This window comes from Kitasatospora acidiphila (assembly GCF_006636205.1).
Taxonomy (GTDB): Bacteria; Actinomycetota; Actinomycetes; order Streptomycetales; family Streptomycetaceae; genus Kitasatospora; species Kitasatospora acidiphila.
In genome coordinates this window covers 3,325,133-3,342,214 of sequence record NZ_VIGB01000003.1, presented here as the reverse complement: position 1 = coordinate 3,342,214, position 17,082 = coordinate 3,325,133, and the positions used below count along the sequence as shown (strand labels likewise).

Below are 17,082 nucleotides of genomic sequence, written 5' to 3'. Positions count from 1 at the left end.
CCGCTCGGGCCGCCGGTACGGTGTGGGACGTGGCCAAACCCCTCTCGCTCGACTTCGACCCGATCGCCCGCGCCGACGAGCTGTGGACGCAGCGCTGGGGTCGGGTGCCCGCGATGGCGGCGATCACCTCCGTGATGCGCGCCCACCAGATCCTGCTGGCCCGGGTGGACGCGGTGGTCAAGCCCTACGGCCTGACCTTCGCCCGCTACGAGGCGCTGGTGCTGCTCACCTTCAGCCGGACCGGCGAGCTGCCGCTCTCCAAGATCGGCGAGCGGCTGATGGTCCATCCGACCAGCGTGACCAACACGGTGGACCGGCTGGAGAAGTCCGGGCTGGTCTCCCGCCGGCCCAACCCGCTGGACGGGCGCGGGGTGCTGGCCACCATCACCCCGCGCGGCCGGGAGGTGGTGGAGCAGGCCACCCGGGAGCTGATGGCGATCGAGTTCGGCCTGGAGGCCTACGACGAGGGGCAGTGCCGACAGGTGTTCGACCTGCTCAAGCCGCTGCGGGTGGCTGCCGGGGACTTCGCCGAGGGGCGCGCCGAGGAGTCCTGAACAAGCCGGTTACCCTCTACCGGAGCCCCTTGTCTAGTGAAGGCTGTCGACCAATGAAGCCCACCCCCCTGCTGGCCTGGTACCGCGCCCTGGCCATCGCCACCGGCTGCGCGCTGCTGATCTTCTGCGGCTTCATGATCGCGAAGTACGGCTTCGACGTCGCCCAGAACGCCACCATGTACGTGGCGATGCTGCACGGCTACCTGTACATCGGGTACTTCATCGTGACCTTCCTGCTGGGCCAGAAGCTCAAGTGGCCACTGGGTCGCCTGATCTTCACGCTGGCGGCCGGCTGCATCCCGTTCGCCTCCTTCATCGCCGAGCGCCGGGTGGTCCGGGAGGCCGCGGCCGCCACCGCCCCGGCCGCCGCCAAGGAGCCGGTCGGCGCCTGACGACCGCACGCAGCACCCTCGAACCCCCGCCACGGCGGGGGTTCGCGCGTTCGAGGGACGAGACTGCCATCGACAAGTACTAGGACGTCCGAGTAAATTGATAGGACGTCCTACTACTTGACCGGAGCGGAGCCCATGGACGCCGAGGAGATCGAGCAGGGCCGGCAGCGCTGGCAGCAGCGCTACGACCGGGCCCGCAAGCGCGACGCCGACTTCACCACCCTCTCGGGTGACGAGGTGCAGCCGGTCTACGGCCCGCCCGCCGACCAGTCCTACGAGGGCTTCGAGCGGATCGGCTGGCCGGGCGAGTACCCCTACACCCGCGGCCTGCACCCCACCGGCTACCGCGGCCGGACCTGGACCATCCGCCAGTTCGCCGGCTTCGGCAACGCCGAGCAGACCAACGAGCGTTACCGGATGATCCTTCAAGCGGGCGGCGGCGGCCTCTCGGTCGCCTTCGACATGCCGACCCTGATGGGCTACGACTCGGACGACGCCCGCTCGCTCGGCGAGGTCGGCCACTGCGGCGTGGCGATCGACTCGGCCGCCGACATGGAGGTGCTGTTCAACAGCATCCCGCTGGGCGATGTCACCACCTCGATGACGATCAGCGGCCCGGCCGTGCCGATCTTCTGCATGTACCTGGTGGCCGCCGAGCGCCAGGGGGTCGACCCGGGCGTGCTCAACGGCACCCTGCAGACCGACATCTTCAAGGAGTACATCGCGCAGAAGGAGTGGCTCTTCGCCCCCGAGCCGCACCTGCGCCTGATCGGCGACCTGATGGAGTACTGCGCGCAGGGCATCCCCGCCTACAAGCCGCTCTCCGTCTCCGGCTACCACATCCGCGAGGCCGGGGCCACCGCCGCCCAGGAGCTCGCCTACACCCTGGCCGACGGCTTCGCCTACGTGGAGCTGGGCCTCTCCCGCGGGCTGGACGTGGACGTCTTCGCCCCGGGCCTGTCGTTCTTCTTCGACGCGCACCTGGACTTCTTCGAGGAGATCGCCAAGTTCCGTGCGGCCCGCCGCATCTGGGCCCGCTGGCTGCGCGACCGGTACGGCGCGAAGACCGAGAAGGCGCAGTGGCTGCGCTTCCACACCCAGACCGCCGGCGTCTCGCTGACCGCCCAGCAGCCCTACAACAACGTGGTGCGCACCGCCGTGGAGGCGCTCTCCGCGGTGCTCGGCGGCACCAACTCGCTGCACACCAACGCCCTCGACGAGACCCTGGCGCTGCCCAGCGAGCAGGCCGCCGAGATCGCGCTGCGCACCCAGCAGGTGCTGATGGAGGAGACCGGGGTGGCCAACGTGGCCGACCCGCTGGGCGGTTCCTGGTACGTGGAGGCGCTGACCGACCGGATCGAGGCGCAGGCCGAGGAGATCTTCGCGAAGATCCTGGCCAAGGGCTCCGAGGACCACCCGATCGGCCCGATGACCGCCGGCATCCTGCGCGGGATAGAGGAGGGCTACTTCACCGGCGAGATCGCCGAGGCCGCCTTCCAGTACCAGCAGAAGGTGGAGAAGGGCGAGAAGCGGGTGGTGGGCGTCAACTGCTTCCCCGGCTCGGTCACCAAGGAGCTGGAGATCCTCCGGGTCAGCCACGAGGTGGAGCGGGAGCAGGTCCGGGCGCTGGGCGCGCGCAAGGCGGCGCGCGACGAGGCCGCGGTGCGCGCGGGGCTGGACGCGATGCTGGCCGCCGCCCGGGACGGCGCCAACATGATCCCGGCGATGCTGGACGCGGTGCGGGCCGAGGCCACCCTCGGGGAGATCTGCGACGTGCTGCGCAAGGAGTGGGGGATCTACCGGGAGCCGGCCGGGTTCTGAGCCGGTCGCTCCGAACGCAACCGCCGGGTCGGCCTCGCCGCCCGGCGGTTCGTCATGTCAGCATCCGGGGCAGCCGGGAACGAGGCCCTGGTTGAGCAGCAGGTCGATGAAGCGGTTGATCCATTCGGAGTCGGCCGGCTCGCCGATCACCAGCATCCGGTGCTCGACCGCGCCGGCGATGGTGTCGAAGATGATGTCGATCTGCTCGGCGATCTCGACGGCGTCGCCCTCGGCCGGTATCTCGCCGCGGGCCACCGCGTGGGCCAGGCCCTCGTGCACCAGCCGCTTCTGCGGGTCGACGATGTGCTCGCGGATCCGCCGGCGCAGCTGCGGGTCGCGGCTGCCCTCGGCGAACAGCGCGAGCAGCGCGGCCTGGCTCTCCGGGCGGGCCAGCAGATCGGCGAACTGCGTGACCACGTCGGCGATGTCGGCCCGCAGGCTGCCCCGGTCGGCGATCGCCAGTTCGTCGAAGAGGCTCGCCACCGCGTCCACCACCAGCTCGTTCTTGGACGGCCAGCGGCGGTAGAGGGTGGTCTTGGCGACCCCGGCCCGCACCGCGACATCGCCCATGGTCAGGCCGCCCCAGCCGAGTTCGGCCAGGGCCTCGCGGGTGGCGTCGAGGATCGCGCGGTCCGCGGCGGCACTGCGCGGGCGGCCTTTTGCACGATGTGGCACGGGCCGCGTCGCAGGCTGTGTCGCGGGTTGCGGGGTGGGGGCCACCGCGTCTCCTCATTTGTACTGGTCAGTAGCTTGGGTGGGGAACTGCCACGGTAGCCGCACCGGGCCGGGCGGCGGAAGCCGTCGTCGAAAGTGGGCCACGTCACGTCGGCGGGCGCCGGGTGGGGGTTGCGCCCCGGGGGATCGAGGGAGATACGCTACGACCTGTAGCGAATAGAGCGACAACCACGCGCCGGCCCTGTGGGAGGGGCGGGCGCGGCAGCGCGGGTGGGGATCCGCGCGACGGGCTCAGCTACCGGGGGCGTCCGCGGCTTTTCCTCGCGGATGGCGCCCGGCACCGGCGCGGACGGGGGAGGATGGTGCCATGCAGCCACGGAACACGCATCTGAACAGCGCCGCCCTGCGCGGCGCGGTCGACCTCGCCGCGGTGAAGGCGGCCGGGGAGGCCGCCCAGAAGGCCGAGCAGGCCCGCGCCGAACGCGCCCGTCAGGCCGCCGCCGGGGGTGACGGGGAGAGCACCCCGGCGGTCGGCTATCCGCTGGTGATCGACGTCACCGAGGAGACCTTCGAGGCCGAGGTCGTGCAGCGCTCCACCGAGGTTCCGGTGGTGATCGACTTCTGGGCCGAGTGGTGCGGTCCGTGCAAGCAGCTCAGCCCGATCCTGGAGCGGCTCGCCGAGGAGTACGCCGGCCGGATCGTGCTCGCCAAGATCGACGTGGACGCCAACCAGCTGATCGCCCAGCAGTTCGGCATCCAGGGCATCCCGGCCGTGATGGCGGTGGTGGCGGGCCAGCTGGTGCCGCTCTTCCAGGGTGCGGAGAACGAGGCCAACGTCCGCCAGGTGCTGGACCAGCTGATCATGGTGGCCGAGCAGCGCTTCGGCGTCGTCGGCGGCACGGCCGGCGCGGGCGCCCCGGCGGCCCCGGCCGCGCCCGGCGACCCGGCGCTGAGCGCCGCCCACGAGGCGCTGGACCGCGGCGACCTGGGCGGTGCGATCCAGGCCTACCAGAACGTGCTGGACGAGCAGCCGGGCAACACCGAGGCCCAGCTGGGCCTGGCCCAGGCCGAGCTGCTGCGCCGGGTGGAGGGCTTCGACGCCCAGGCGGTGCGGAGCACGGCGGCGGACAACCCCTCCGATGTGCGGGCCCAGCTGGACGCGGCCGACCTGGAGCTGGTGGGCGGCCATGTCGAGGACGCCTTCGGGCGGCTGCTGGACACCGTGGGCCGGACTGCCGGCGCCGACCGCAACGTCGCCCGGGTGCGCCTGCTGGAGCTGTTCGAGGTGATCGGCCCGGACGATCCGCGGGTGACGGCGGCGCGCAGCGCGCTGGCCCGGCTGCTCTTCTGACGTCCGGTCGGACCGTCCCTGGGTGCCGCTGGTGGCACGGCGGGTGACCTGCGGTGTCGTCAGAGATAAGGCGACAAAGGGCAACCCGGACGAGGGGTTATCAAATCTTGACAACACCCGCGCATCATCACCTCAGGTGACGGTGTGCGGGTGTTTCATTCCTGTTTCCAGCAGATTTCTCCGAGCCTGCCGCCGGATTTCGTCACTCTGCGTCAATGTCATGGCCGGTTCATGATCATCATCACCAGATGTTGGATTACCCGTCAGTAAGGCGCCTCTTGTGCTTCGGCCGGGATTCCAGCACGATCGGCGACGCCCGGTCCCTCACTTCATCCCCCGGCAGCTTGCCGGACACCTGGAGTGCGGGATCCCCACCGGGTAACCGCCGGACCCGTTCGGCGGTTGAGAGGGCAGGGGGGTGTCCGCGTCCCACCGCGGTTCCTGTCCTCGTTCCGGTCGCGCGACCCCGCGTGGTCGGCTGGTTGTCGCTCGGGGGGTGAACACCGGTTGTCGGCTCGCTGTTTACCGGTGCTCGTCGCCACCGAGGACGTAGCTCTTCTCCCATCCCCGGCCGGTCCCTCCGGCCGCCCGGAGATGTACGTCCGAGAAGGAGGACTCGCATGTCCAAGACTTATGGCAAGACCCGCTGGAAGCGCTTCGCCCTCGTGATGGTGCCCGGCATCGCCGCCACCGCCGGTATCGGCATCAGCATCGCGCAGAGCACCCTGGCCGCCTCGTTCGCCGTCTCCGGCCAGCAGTTCAAGGTCACCGTCAACCACCTGCGCGGCTCGAACTTCGCGCAGTTCGGTTCGGTCGACGTCCAGGCCGACGGCAAGTCGGCGCACCCCGTGGCCGTCTCGGCGTTCGACAAGGCCACCCTCCACGACATGTGCCAGTCCGTGGTCACCGACCTGGGCCCGCTGGGCAAGTGGACGCTGCAGCTGCACGCGGGTGGTGCCCCCGAGCAGAATTCGACCGACGACCAGAACAGCTACGACCCGTCGACCGACCCGACTCAGATCCAGGCCAGCAACCTGCTGATCGACATGACCGACCTGAACGCGGACGCGACCTTCCACTCGATCAACATCGGCCAGGACGCGTCCACCCTGCCGGGCACCGCCGCCCAGGGCTACAAGGACATCAAGGGCGGCGGTCTGCCGACCGGCGCCATGGGCTTCGCCCAGTCCGCCCCCAAGGCCGAGCTGCACAACGTCCAGCAGACCGCCTGGGCCACCTCGGCGGGCACCTTCAAGCTCCCCGGCCTGAAGCTGAACATCTCGCAGGGCGCCAACGAGTGCTACTGATCCGGATCTGACGGTCCGTCCGGCCGGGTCACAGCGCCGGACGGCACCGAACGGAACGGAACCGGGACCGCGACCGCGGACCCAATGGGCAGGGGGCGGCTGTTTCGAGCCGTCCCCTGGCCGCACACCCAGAGTCTTCACCCTCGGACAGATCCGCGAGGAGTTCCATCGTGACCACCGCAACTGCCAACCTTCAGCCCGACGGCGCCGCCCGCTCAGTCCCGCTGGGAGTGCGGTTCCGCGCCTGGCGCCGCAGCCGGCCGTTCTGGGGCGGCATGGTCGCGGTCCTCGCCGGTATCCCGATCCTGTACTTCCCGTACGCGCACCTCAGCCTGGGCGGGCTCAGCATCGCGATGGCGACCACCGCCGGAGCCGGTTCGCTGGTCATCGGGTTGCTGCTGATGCTGCTCGGCGTGGCCGCCTGGTTCCAGCCGATGAGCCGGGTGTTCTGCGGGGTCGGCGTCACCATCCTGACCCTGATCTCGATCCCGGTCTCCAACCTCGGCGGCTTCGGGATGGGCCTGATCCTGGGCCTGATCGGCGGCGGCCTGCTCTGCGCCTGGACTCCGCTGACCGAGGAGCAGCTGGCCGCGCACGCCGAGGCGGAGGCCTTCCGGCGCCCGGTCGAGGAGCAGCTCGCCGCCCGCTGGGCGGGCGATGGCACCGCGCCGGCCGGGCTGGCGCAGTCGGTGGCCGCCGGGGAGGCGGCCGGCGGGCAGGCTGCCGGGGCGCCTGCCGAGTCCGCCGCCACCGGGGCGGCACAGGCCGAGCAGACGGGAGCGGACGAGTGAGCGGGAGCGACAACCAAGCCGAGCCGGCCCAGCCCGCCCGGCGCCGCGGCTCCGGCCGGCATGCCGCGCCGCGTACGCGGGGCCTGAACCGGGCCAAGCTGCTGGGCGCCGCCGCGGTGCCGACCGCGCTGCTGATGGCCGCCACCGTGGCCCCCGAGCTGGCCCACGCGGCGACCGCCGGCACCGCGGCCAGCTGCACCCCCGCGACCACCCCGGCCACCACCGTCACCCCGGTGCCCAAGAGCTCGCTCACGCCGCTGCCCGGGCCCAGCACGCCCGCCGCCACTGTGGGGAGCACGCCCGCCGCGGGGAGCCAGACCGCAGGCGGCCAGCCGAGCGCTGCCACCGGGGGCAGCCAGGCGGCCGCTCCCGCCGGCCAGTCGGGCGCCGCTGCCGGTGGCGCGCAGTCGGCTCCGGCCACCGGCACCAAGCCGGCCGGCGCTGCCAAGCCCGCTGCCGCCGTGCCCGCCGCCGCGCCGGCCAGCGCCGCCCAGCAGCAGGCCGCCACCAACGTGACCCGGCAGGCGGTGCAGGCCGCCGCCGCCCAGCCGGGCGCCGCGCAGAGCCAGGACCTGATCGGGGGCATCCTGGGCGGCATCGCCGGGATCTTCGACCCGGGCCACCAGAACCAGCAGAACCCGCCGAGCCCGTCCGGCAGCCCGAGCCCGAGCGGCACCGCGTCGCCGAGCAGCGCCGCGAGCCCGAGCGGCGCCCCGACGACGGGGAACTCCCCGACGGCGGCGAGCTCCCCGACCCCGGCCGCCCCGGCGCCCCGGGACGCCGTCCCGGTGGCACCCGGTGCCACCCCGAGCGGCACCGCCGCGAGCCCGTCGGCCGCCGCACCCTCGGACAGCCCCGGCGCGACACCCAGCGACTCGCCCACCGCGTCGCCGTCCCCGAGTGACTCCGCCTCGCCGTCCGGCACCGCCTCGCCCTCCGCGGTCGCCTCGGCGCTGGCGAACGGCGACACCCGCCCGCTCTGCCCGGTGGACACCAGCAAGCTGACCGCGTCGGGCGCGCTGACCGGCAATGTGGTGCCGGACCAGAGCTGGACCCTGCACACCACCAAGCTGTCGCTCTACGGCGCGGTCTTCGGCGGTGTCTACGAGGTGCACAGCCCGACCCGCACCTACCGGGTGCTCAAGTTCACCGTCTCCTCGGTGGACATCGACAATCTCGACATGTCGACGATCGAGGACACCGCGGCCGGCGGCAACCAGGCCAAGACCTTCCATGTGAAGGGCGGCCCGAACACCACCTCCACCATGCGCAACGGCCCGATCACCATGTACGTGGAGAGCCTCAGCGGCCAGCTGGCCTCGCTGTACGGCATCCCGCTGCCGCCGCTGGGCACCATCACGCTCACCCCGGACACCCTGCCGCAGTGGCTCTACAACCTGATCGGCGCGATCCCGATCCCGATCGACATGGCGCTGACCGGCGTCAAGGCGGTGCAGGCCGGCCAGTTCGGCGGTGACCTGCACATCCCGGGGATGCATCTCTACAACGACGACCAGCCCTACGACGGGCTCTGACCGACAACGCGGTGGGCCCCGCCGGTGTCAACCACCGGCGGGGCCCACTGACGTGTCCGGGGTCAGTGACCGACCCGGGAGCCCAGGTGGTGCACCTGGACCATGTTGGTGTTGCCCGGGATGCCGGGCGGTGAGCCGGCGGTGACGATCACCGTCTCGCCCGCGCCGAGCCGCTTCATGCTGAGCAGCTCCTGGTCGACCTGGAGCACCATCTCGTCGGTGGTTTCGACCTGCTCGGTCACATAGGCCTCCACGCCCCAGCTCAGCGACAGCTGGTTGCGGGTGGCCGAGTCCGGGGTGAAGGCGATCACCGGGATCGGCGAGCGGTAGCGGGAGAGCCGGCGGGCGGTGTCACCCGACTTGGTGAAGGCCACCAGCGCCTGGGCGTTCAGGAAGTCGCCCAGCTCGCAGGCGGCGCGGGCCACCGAACCGCCCTGGGTGCGCGGCTTGCGGCCCGGGTTGAGCGGCTGCAGGCCCTGGGAGAGCAGTTCCACCTCGGCCTGCTCGGCGATCCGGCTCATCGTCTTGACGGTCTCGACCGGGTACTTGCCGACGCTGGACTCGGCCGACAGCATCACGGCGTCCGCGCCGTCCAGGATCGCGTTGGCCACGTCCGACACCTCGGCGCGGGTCGGCCGGGAGGCGTGGATCATCGACTCCATCATCTGGGTGGCGACGATGACCGGCTTGGCGTTGCGGCGGGCCAGCGTGATCAGCTTCTTCTGGACCAGCGGCACCTTCTCCAGCGGGTACTCGACCGCCAGGTCGCCGCGGGCCACCATGATCGCGTCGAAGGCGAGGACGATCTCCTCCATCGCCTCGACGGCCTGCGGCTTCTCGATCTTGGCGATCACCGGCACCCGGATGCCGACCTCGTCCATGACCTTGTGCACGTCGTCGATGTCGGCGGCGTTGCGCACGAAGGAGAGCGCGACCATGTCGACGCCGAGGCGCAGCGCGAAGCGCAGGTCGTCCTTGTCCTTCTCGGACAGGGCCGGCACGTTGACGGCCGCCCCGGGCAGGTTGATGCCCTTGTTGTTGGAGAGCACCCCGCCCTCGACCACCACGGTCTTCACCCGCGGGCCGTCGACGCTGACGACCTCCAGGGCGATGACGCCATCGTTGATCAGGATCGGGTCGCCGGGCTTCACGTCGCCGGGCAGGCCCTTGTAGGTGGTGCCGCAGATGTGCTGGTCACCGGGGACGTCTTCGGTGGTGATGGTGAACGTGTCGCCGTTGTCAACGGTCACCGGGCCGTTGGCGAAGGTCGCCAGACGGATCTTGGGGCCCTGCAGGTCGGCCAGCACACCGATGGTGCGGCCGGTGTCCTCGGCCACCTGGCGGACCTTCAGGTACCGCTCCTCGTGCTCCGAGTGGGAGCCGTGGCTCATGTTGAGCCGGGCGACGTTCATGCCCGCCTCGACAATGGCCTTCAACTGTTCATACGAGTCCGTCGCCGGACCCAGGGTGCAGACAATTTTTGCTCGGCGCATATCGATGATCCTATCCGTATGAGTTATTCCCGGAACGGGGGACGAGCCGTTGACTCCGGCCATTAACCCTGGTGGACCACGGTGTACGCCTGCTGGGCAATCTCCAGTTCCTCGTCGGTCGGCACCACCGCGACCACTACTCGCGAGTATTCCGGTGAAATCACCCGAGCCTGGCCGGAACGCACCGAGTTGAGCTCCGGATCGACCTCGATCCCCAGCTCGGTCAGGCCTGCGCAGGCGGCGGCCCGCACCGGCGCGGCGTTCTCGCCCACGCCCGCGGTGAAGGCGATCGCGTCCACCCGGCCGAGCACCGCGTAGTAGCCGCCGAGGTACTTGCGCAGCCGGTGCACATAGGCGTCGAAGGCGAGCGTGGCGGCCTGGTCGCCCTCCTCGGCCCGCCGCATGATCTCGCGCATGTCGTTCTCGCCGCACAGGCCGAGCAGGCCGCTGCGGCGGTTCAGCAGGTCGTCGATCTCGTCGATGGAGAGCCCGCCGACCCGGTGCAGATGGAACACCACGCCCGGGTCGATGTCACCCGAACGGGTGCCCATCACCAGGCCCTCCAGCGGGGTCAGGCCCATCGAGGTGTCCACGCAGACCCCGCCGGCCACCGCGGCCGCGGAGGCGCCGTTGCCCAGGTGCAGCACGATCACATTGACCTCGGCCGGGTCCTTGCCGAGCAGCCGGGCGGTGGCCCGGGAGACGTACTGGTGCGAGGTGCCGTGGAAGCCGTAGCGGCGCACCCGGTGTTCGTCGGCGACCGCGGTGTCGATCGCGTAGCGGGCCGCGTGGTCCGGAATGGTGGTGTGGAAGGCGGTGTCGAAGACGGCAACCTGCGGCAGGTCGGGGCGCAGCGCCCGGGCCACCTCGATGCCGGTGATGTTGGCGGGGTTGTGCAGCGGAGCCACCGGGACCAGCCGGCGGATCTCCTTCAGCACCTCGTCGGTGATCACGGTCGGTGCGGTGAAACGCTTGCCGCCGTGCACCACCCGGTGGCCGATCGCGGCCAGCTCGGGGGAGTCCAGGCCGACGCCGTCGGCGGCCAGCTCGGCGGCCACCGCCTTGAGCGCGGCCGCGTGGTCGGCGAAGACCCGCTCCGACTCGCGCCGCTCGCCGTGGATCGGGGTGTGCACCAGCCGACCGGTGCGCTCGCCGATCTTCTCCACCAGGCCGACCGCCAGCCGCCGGCCGTCCAGCATCTCGATCAGCTGGTACTTGACCGACGAGGAGCCGGCGTTGAGCACCAGGATCCGGGTCGCCTCACGCACCGCCGAACTCCTTCGACTGGGCCTGGATGGCGGTGATCGCCACCGTGTTGACGATGTCCTGCACCAGCGCGCCGCGGGACAGGTCGTTGACCGGCTTGCGCAGGCCCTGCAGCACCGGGCCGACGGCCACCGCGCCGGCCGAGCGCTGCACCGCCTTGTAGGTGTTGTTGCCGGTGTTGAGGTCCGGGAAGACCAGCACGGTGGCCCGCCCGGCGACCTCGGAGCCCGGCAGCTTGGTGGCGGCCACCTGCGGGTCGACGGCGGCGTCGTACTGGATCGGGCCCTCCACCAGCAGGTCGGGGCGGCGCTCGCGGACCAGCTCGGTGGCCTTGCGGACCTTGTCCACGTCGACGCCCGAGCCGGAGCTGCCGGTGGAGTAGGAGAGCATCGCCACCCGCGGCTCGACCCCGAACTGGGCGGCGGTCTCGGCGGACCGGATGGCGATGTCGGCCAGCTGCCGGGCGTCCGGGTCGGGGTTGACCGCGCAGTCGCCGTAGACCAGCACCCGGTCGGCCAGGCACATGAAGAAGACCGAGGAGACGATCGAGGCGCCCGGCGAGGTCTTGATCACCTCGAAGGCGGGGCGGATGGTGGCGGCGGTGGAGTGCACCGAGCCGGAGACCATGCCGTCCGCGATGCCCTCCTGGACCATCAGGGTGCCGAAGTAGCTGACGTCGGTGACCACGTCCAGGGCCAGTTCGACGGTCATGCCCTTGTGCGCGCGCAACTCGGCGTAGCGCTGGGCGAACCGGCGGCGCAGCGGCGAGGTGGCCGGGTCGACGATCCACAGCCGGGCCCGGTCGACCGGCTCCACCGGTTCGGCCGGCTCCGGCAGTGAGATGCCCAGGCTCGCGGCCTTGCGCCGGACGGCGTCCTCCGCGCCGAGCAGCGTCAGGTCGCAGATGTTGCGGCGCAGCAGGATCTCGGCGGCGCGCAGCACCCGCTCCTCGGTGCCCTCCGGCAGCACCACGTGCCGGCGGTCGGTGCGGGCCCGTTCCAGCAACTCGTGCTCGAACATCATCGGGGTCACCCGGTCCGACCGGCCCAGCTCGATCCGGCTGGTCAACTCGGCGGAGTCGACGTGCAGTTCGAACAGGCCCAGGGCGATCTCGGCCTTCCGCGGGCTGGCGGCGCCGAGCCGGCCCTCGATGTGGGTGAGAGCCGCGGCGGTCGGCCAGCTGCCCTCGTGCACCACGGCCACCGGGGTGCCGGGGGCCAGCCGGGCGGCCAGCGCCATCACGTCGGGGCCCGGGTGCTGGTCCAGCGTCAGCAGCACGCCGGCCAGCGGCGGGGCACCGGCCGCATGCGCGGCCAGCGAGCCGATCAGCAGGTCGGCCCGGTCCCCGGGGGTGACCACCAGGGCGCCCTCGGTCAGCGCGCCGAGGAAGGCCGGCAGCATCGCCCCGCCGAAGACGAAGCCGCGGACGTCCCGGGCCAGCCCCGCGGCGTCGCCCAGCAGCACCTCCGCCCCGGTCGCCTCGATCAGCTGGGCCACCGTCGGGGCGGCCAGCGCCGGCTCCTCGGGGATCACGTAGACCGGCTCCGGCAGCTTGCCGGCGAGCCCGAGCAGCACCTGCGACTCGGCGCTCGGCAGCACCCGGTTGGCGATCGTCGCCAGTATCGAGCAGCCCAGGTCGGCGTAGGCGCGGTGGGCGTTGAGCACCTCGGCGGTGACGGTCTGCTGGTCCTTGTGCTGGCCGCCGACCACCGGCAGCACCAGGGCGCCGAACTCGTTGGCGAGGCGGGCGTTGAAGGCCAGCTCGTCGGGGATGTTGGTGTCGGCGAAGTCGGTGCCGAGCACCAGCACCGCCTCGCACTTGCGCTCCAGGGCGCGGAACCGCTCGACCAGCACCGAGACCAGCTCGTCCTGGCCCTGGGCGGCGGCCAGCGCGGCCGCCTCCTCGTAGCCGAGCCCGTAGAGCTCGGCGGCCGGCAGGTCCACCCGGTAGCGGGAGCGCAGCAGTTGCAGCATGTGGTCGGCCCGCCCCGGCGCGTCGGTGTGCACCAGCGGGCGGAACACCCCGACCCGGTCCACCTGGCGGCTCAGCAGTTCCATGACCCCGAGCTCGACCGCCTGCCGGCCGTCCCCCCGGTCGATCCCGGTCACGTACACACTGCGTGCCACCCGTGCTACCCCGTTCCGTCCGATTCCTCAGGCCCCAGCGGGCCGGGTCGCTTCGACCATACCTTCGCAGCCTGGTCAGGCGTTCGCATGTGCAGTGGCCGGTCGGGGCTAGGGACGAAGATCACTTGGGTGCCGGGATGATGCCGCTCAGCCACTTGAAGGACGGCACCACCAGCGGCCGCCAGGTGGACATCAGGTGCGCCCCGGTGGTCTCGACCTGGGTGACCGACGTCGGCGGCTTGGCGGCCTGCTGCAGCGCAGTGGCGTCCGGCAGGCCGTCGGTCTTGCGGCCGCTCATCCAGAGCGAGACGTTCGGCGGGGTGGCGGCGTGGGTGAGCAGGTAGAGCGGGTTGGAGGTCTGGCTCAGCTTGGGGTCCTTGGCGGTCAGCGAGTCGCTCTCCCCACTCGGGTCGTTGTAGCCGGACATGGCGATCGCGGCCCGGTACCGGTCCGGGTGGCCCAGGGCGAGCAGGGCCGCGCAGTGCGCGCCGGCCGAGTAGCCGGCCACCGCCCACTGGTCGGGCGAGGCGGTGGTGCGGAAGTTGTCCAGGACCATCTGCGGCACGTCGCGGGACAGCCAGGTCTCGGCGTTGACCTTGCCGGGGACGTCCGCGCAGCCGGTGTCGGCGTTCTGCAGCAGGTTGACCCGCGGGGTGACCAGGATGAACGGGGTGATCTGGCCGGACTTCATCAGCGGCTCGAGCTGCTTGGTGACGTTCATGCCGGTGTCGCCGTACCAGGTGCTGGTGCTGCCGGGGTAGCCGGCCAGCAGCTCGACCACCGGGAAGTTCTTGTCCTTGTACGCCGGGTCGTCGTACTGCGGCGGCGTCCAGACCAGCACCTCGCCGTCCACCCCGGAGAGCTTGCCCTTCAGGTCGGTCTCCTTGACGTCCCGCGGCACCGCGTCGGAGCTGGGCGCGTGGAAGGAGGCGACCACCTTGGGGGTGCCGGACTTCTGGTCGCCCGCCAGGCCGTTGTCCTTGGGCGGCACCGGCACCGAGCGGACATGGCTGGTGGTGCCGAGCAGGTCGTCCCAGTTGGCGTACAGCTGGTTGTCGTCGTTCACCCAGGTGAACACCACCGCAATGGCAGTGAACTGGCAGAGAAGGACGGTTGCGAACGAGCCCAGGTAACCCAGCGGGGTCGCTGCGCCCGTGCGGCGGCCCCGACCGCGTCGGCGGCCGCCGGGGACCTCCGCATAGCCGCCCCGGCCGCGTCCCCAGTACGCCAGGGCCAGGGCTATCGAGGCCACGAAGAGGACGATGGTCAGGATGAAGAAGGGCGTGCCGGTCAGTTCCACGAGAGCAAAGACTGCCAGTACGCGTGTTCGGTTGCGTAACTGGGAGAGCGCTGGGAATCAGGCTGGGAGCAACCAGAGGGTGGCGAGCGGCGGAATGATCAGCTCTGCGCTCTGCGGCTGGTCGTTCCAGGCGATGCTCTCGGCCTTGATCGGCGCGGCGTTGGCCACCCCGCTGCCGCCGAACCGCGGATCGTCGGTGTTGAGCAGTTCGCGCCAGAGCTGGTCGGTGCCGGCCAGCTTGGGCAGCCCGATCCGGTGGCCGTGCCGGACCACGGGGGAGAAGTTGCAGACGACCACCAGCGGCGTGCCGTCGGCGGCGTACCGGACGAAGGCGAGCAGGTTGTCCTCGGCCGCGCCGGCGTCCAGCCAGCGGAAGCCGGCGGGCCGGGTGTCCTGCTCCCAGAGCGCGGGGACGTCCAGGTAGCTCCGGTTCAGCGCGGCGACCAGCCGGCGCACCCCGAGGTGGTCCTCGGCGGCCGGCCAGCCCTCGTCCAGCACCCACCACTGCGGGCCCTGCTCGTGGTGGAACTCCGCGCCCTGCGCGAACTCCTGGCCCATGAACAGCAGTTGCTTGCCCGGGTGGGCCCACATGAAGCCCAGGTACGCCCGGTGGTTGGCGCGCTGCTGCCACCAGTCGCCGGGCATCTTGCTCACCAGCGCCCGCTTGCCGTGCACCACCTCGTCGTGCGAGATCGGCAGCACGTAGTTCTCCGAGTAGGCGTAGACCATGGAGAAGGTGATCTCGTTGTGGTGGTACTTGCGGTGCACCGGCTCCTTGGACATGTAGACCAGCGAGTCGTGCATCCACCCCATGTTCCACTTCAGGCCGAAGCCCAGGCCGCCGCTGTCGGTGGGGCGGGTGACGCCGTCCCAGGCGGTGGACTCCTCGGCGACGGTGACGACGCCGGGGCAGCGGCGGTAGACGGTGGCGTTCATCTCCTGGAGGAACCGCACCGCGTCCAGGTTCTCCCGCCCGCCGAACTGGTTGGGCACCCACTCGCCGTCGGCCCGCGAGTAGTCGAGGTAGAGCATGGAGGCGACGGCGTCGACCCGCAGGCCGTCGATGTGGAACTCCTCGCACCAGTAGACCGCGTTGGCGACCAGGAAGTTGCGCACCTCGGTGCGGCCGTAGTCGAAGGTCAGGGTGCCCCAGTCGGGGTGCTCGGCGCGGCGCGGGTCGGCCGGCTCGTAGAGCGGCTCGCCGTCGAACCTGGCCAGTGCGAAGTCGTCCTTGGGGAAGTGGGCCGGCACCCAGTCCATGATCACGCCGATCCCGGCCTGGTGCAGCGCGTCCACCAGGTGGCGGAAGTCGTCGGGCGAGCCCAGCCGCGACGTCGGCGCGTAGAACCCCGACACCTGGTAGCCCCACGACCCGCCGAACGGGTGCTCCAGCAACGGCATGAACTCCACGTGCGTGAAATTCAACTCCCTTAGGTACGCCGGGAGTTCAATCGCCAACTGGCGGTAGTCCAGGCCGGGGCGCCAGGACGGCAGGTGCACCTCGTAGACGGACATCGGCTCGCGGTGGTGGTGGGCCTGGGCGCGCCTGGCCAGCCACTCGGCGTCGCCCCAGATGTAGTCGGAGTCGGCGACCACCGAGGCGGTCTCCGGCGGCATCTGGGCCTGCCGGGCCAGCGGGTCGGCCTTCTGCCGCAGCTGCCCGTCCCGGCCGCGGATCTCGAACTTGTACCGGGTGCCGACCGGCAGGTGCGGCACGAACAGCTCCCAGACCCCGCTGGCGCCCAGCGAGCGCATCGGGAACCCGGTGCCGTCCCAGTGGTTGAAGTCGCCCACCAGCCGGACCCCGACGGCGTTCGGCGCCCAGACCGCGAAGCCGATCCCGGCCACCCCGGCCACGGTGCGCCGGTGCGCGCCCAGGGCCTGCCAGAGCTTCTCGTGCCGGCCCTCCCGGATCAGGTGCAGGTCCAGCTCGCCCAGGGTGGGCGGCATCCGGTAGCCGTCCTCCTGGGGCAGCGGTTCGCCACCCGGATAGCTCACCAGCAGCCGGTAGGCGGGGATCGCCGAGCCCGGCAGCAGCCCGGTGAAGAGGCCGCCCTGCTGGTGGGTCAGCTCGGCCGGGCCGTAGGCGGTCTCCACGGTGACCCGCTCGGCCAGCGGGCGAAGCACCCGGATGGCCGTCCCCCGGTGGTCGGATGGGCACCGAGCAGTGCGTGCGGGTCGTGGTGCGCGCCGCTCACCAGCCGCTCGATCTCGGCGGGCGGCAGCGGCGCCTCGGCGAGCCGCAGCACCGGACCGTCCACCGCCCGGGCCTCGACGGCCGGGACTGCCGGTGCTTTGGGGACGACCGGTACCGGCGCCGGCCGCCGGCCGCCCCGGCTCCGACGGCTCGGCTGACCCGGCTGACCGGCCTGGTGCGCCGCCGGGGCTCGGCCGCCGCCGCTGCCCGGGCGGCCCGGAAGGAAGGTGGCGGGCACGTTCGGGGTGGGGCGGTCGAGCGGGGCCACGGCTG

At 71.6% G+C, this 17,082-nt stretch carries 12 protein-coding genes and 1 pseudogene; 7 read left to right on the top strand and 6 right to left on the bottom strand.

Features of this window, described 5'->3' with window-relative positions:
* Positions 1-29: 29 nt before the first annotated feature.
* The 3 genes from E6W39_RS15680 (at position 30) to E6W39_RS15670 (ending at position 2,767) form a co-directional block, all read left to right on the top strand.
* On the top strand, positions 30-554 hold the full coding sequence (locus tag E6W39_RS15680) for a MarR family winged helix-turn-helix transcriptional regulator (protein ID WP_141634055.1): 525 nt from the start codon (positions 30-32) through the stop codon (positions 552-554).
* Between the two features lie 53 nt (positions 555-607).
* The gene (locus E6W39_RS15675) at positions 608-946 is read left to right on the top strand and encodes a DUF3817 domain-containing protein (protein ID WP_141634054.1); all 339 of its coding nucleotides are present in this window, start codon (positions 608-610) and stop codon (positions 944-946) included.
* Between the two features lie 135 nt (positions 947-1,081).
* The gene (locus E6W39_RS15670; RefSeq protein WP_141634053.1) at positions 1,082-2,767 is read left to right on the top strand and encodes an acyl-CoA mutase large subunit family protein; all 1,686 of its coding nucleotides are present in this window, start codon (positions 1,082-1,084) and stop codon (positions 2,765-2,767) included.
* A gap of 57 nt (positions 2,768-2,824) precedes the next feature.
* Here E6W39_RS15670 and E6W39_RS15665 read toward each other — a convergent pair whose 3' ends face one another.
* Positions 2,825-3,442, bottom strand: a complete 618-nt coding sequence (locus tag E6W39_RS15665; RefSeq protein ID WP_228718174.1) for a TetR/AcrR family transcriptional regulator — start codon at positions 3,440-3,442, stop codon at positions 2,825-2,827.
* A gap of 367 nt (positions 3,443-3,809) precedes the next feature.
* Between E6W39_RS15665 and trxA the strand changes: the two genes are divergently transcribed.
* The 4 genes from trxA to E6W39_RS15645 all read left to right on the top strand — a co-directional run bounded on the left by trxA (position 3,810) and on the right by E6W39_RS15645 (position 8,426).
* A complete protein-coding gene (gene trxA, locus E6W39_RS15660) occupies positions 3,810-4,793 on the top strand; it encodes a thioredoxin (protein WP_141634051.1) in 984 nt (327 codons plus the stop codon).
* Between the two features lie 620 nt (positions 4,794-5,413).
* On the top strand, positions 5,414-6,100 hold the full coding sequence (locus E6W39_RS15655) for a DUF6230 family protein (protein ID WP_141634050.1): 687 nt from the start codon (positions 5,414-5,416) through the stop codon (positions 6,098-6,100).
* A 170-nt stretch (positions 6,101-6,270) separates the two neighbouring features.
* A complete protein-coding gene (locus E6W39_RS39370; protein WP_181799286.1) occupies positions 6,271-6,891 on the top strand; it encodes a DUF6114 domain-containing protein in 621 nt (206 codons plus the stop codon).
* Positions 6,888-8,426, top strand: coding sequence for a hypothetical protein (locus E6W39_RS15645; protein ID WP_141634049.1), 1,539 nt, complete (start codon positions 6,888-6,890; stop codon positions 8,424-8,426). Before E6W39_RS39370 ends, E6W39_RS15645 begins: the two co-directional genes overlap by 4 nt.
* 62 nt (positions 8,427-8,488) lie before the next feature.
* On the opposite strand, the gene pyk is transcribed toward E6W39_RS15645, so the two are convergent.
* The 5 genes and pseudogenes from pyk to glgB all read right to left on the bottom strand — a co-directional run bounded on the left by pyk (position 8,489) and on the right by glgB (position 17,047).
* The gene (pyk, locus tag E6W39_RS15640) at positions 8,489-9,919 is read right to left on the bottom strand and encodes a pyruvate kinase (RefSeq protein ID WP_141634048.1); all 1,431 of its coding nucleotides are present in this window, start codon (positions 9,917-9,919) and stop codon (positions 8,489-8,491) included.
* Between the two features lie 62 nt (positions 9,920-9,981).
* A complete protein-coding gene (locus E6W39_RS15635; RefSeq protein WP_141634047.1) occupies positions 9,982-11,187 on the bottom strand; it encodes an acetate kinase in 1,206 nt (401 codons plus the stop codon).
* Entirely contained in the window at positions 11,180-13,312 is a 2,133-nt protein-coding gene (pta, locus tag E6W39_RS15630; protein WP_141634046.1) for a phosphate acetyltransferase, read from the bottom strand. Before pta ends, E6W39_RS15635 begins: the two co-directional genes overlap by 8 nt.
* A gap of 121 nt (positions 13,313-13,433) precedes the next feature.
* Positions 13,434-14,612 carry an alpha/beta hydrolase gene (locus E6W39_RS15625; RefSeq protein ID WP_141634045.1) on the bottom strand — a complete coding sequence of 393 codons (1,179 nt, stop codon included), beginning with the start codon at positions 14,610-14,612 and terminating at the stop codon, positions 13,434-13,436.
* A gap of 57 nt (positions 14,613-14,669) precedes the next feature.
* Positions 14,670-17,047: pseudogene (glgB, locus tag E6W39_RS15620) on the bottom strand (1,4-alpha-glucan branching enzyme).
* Between the last annotated feature and the right edge of the window lie 35 nt (positions 17,048-17,082).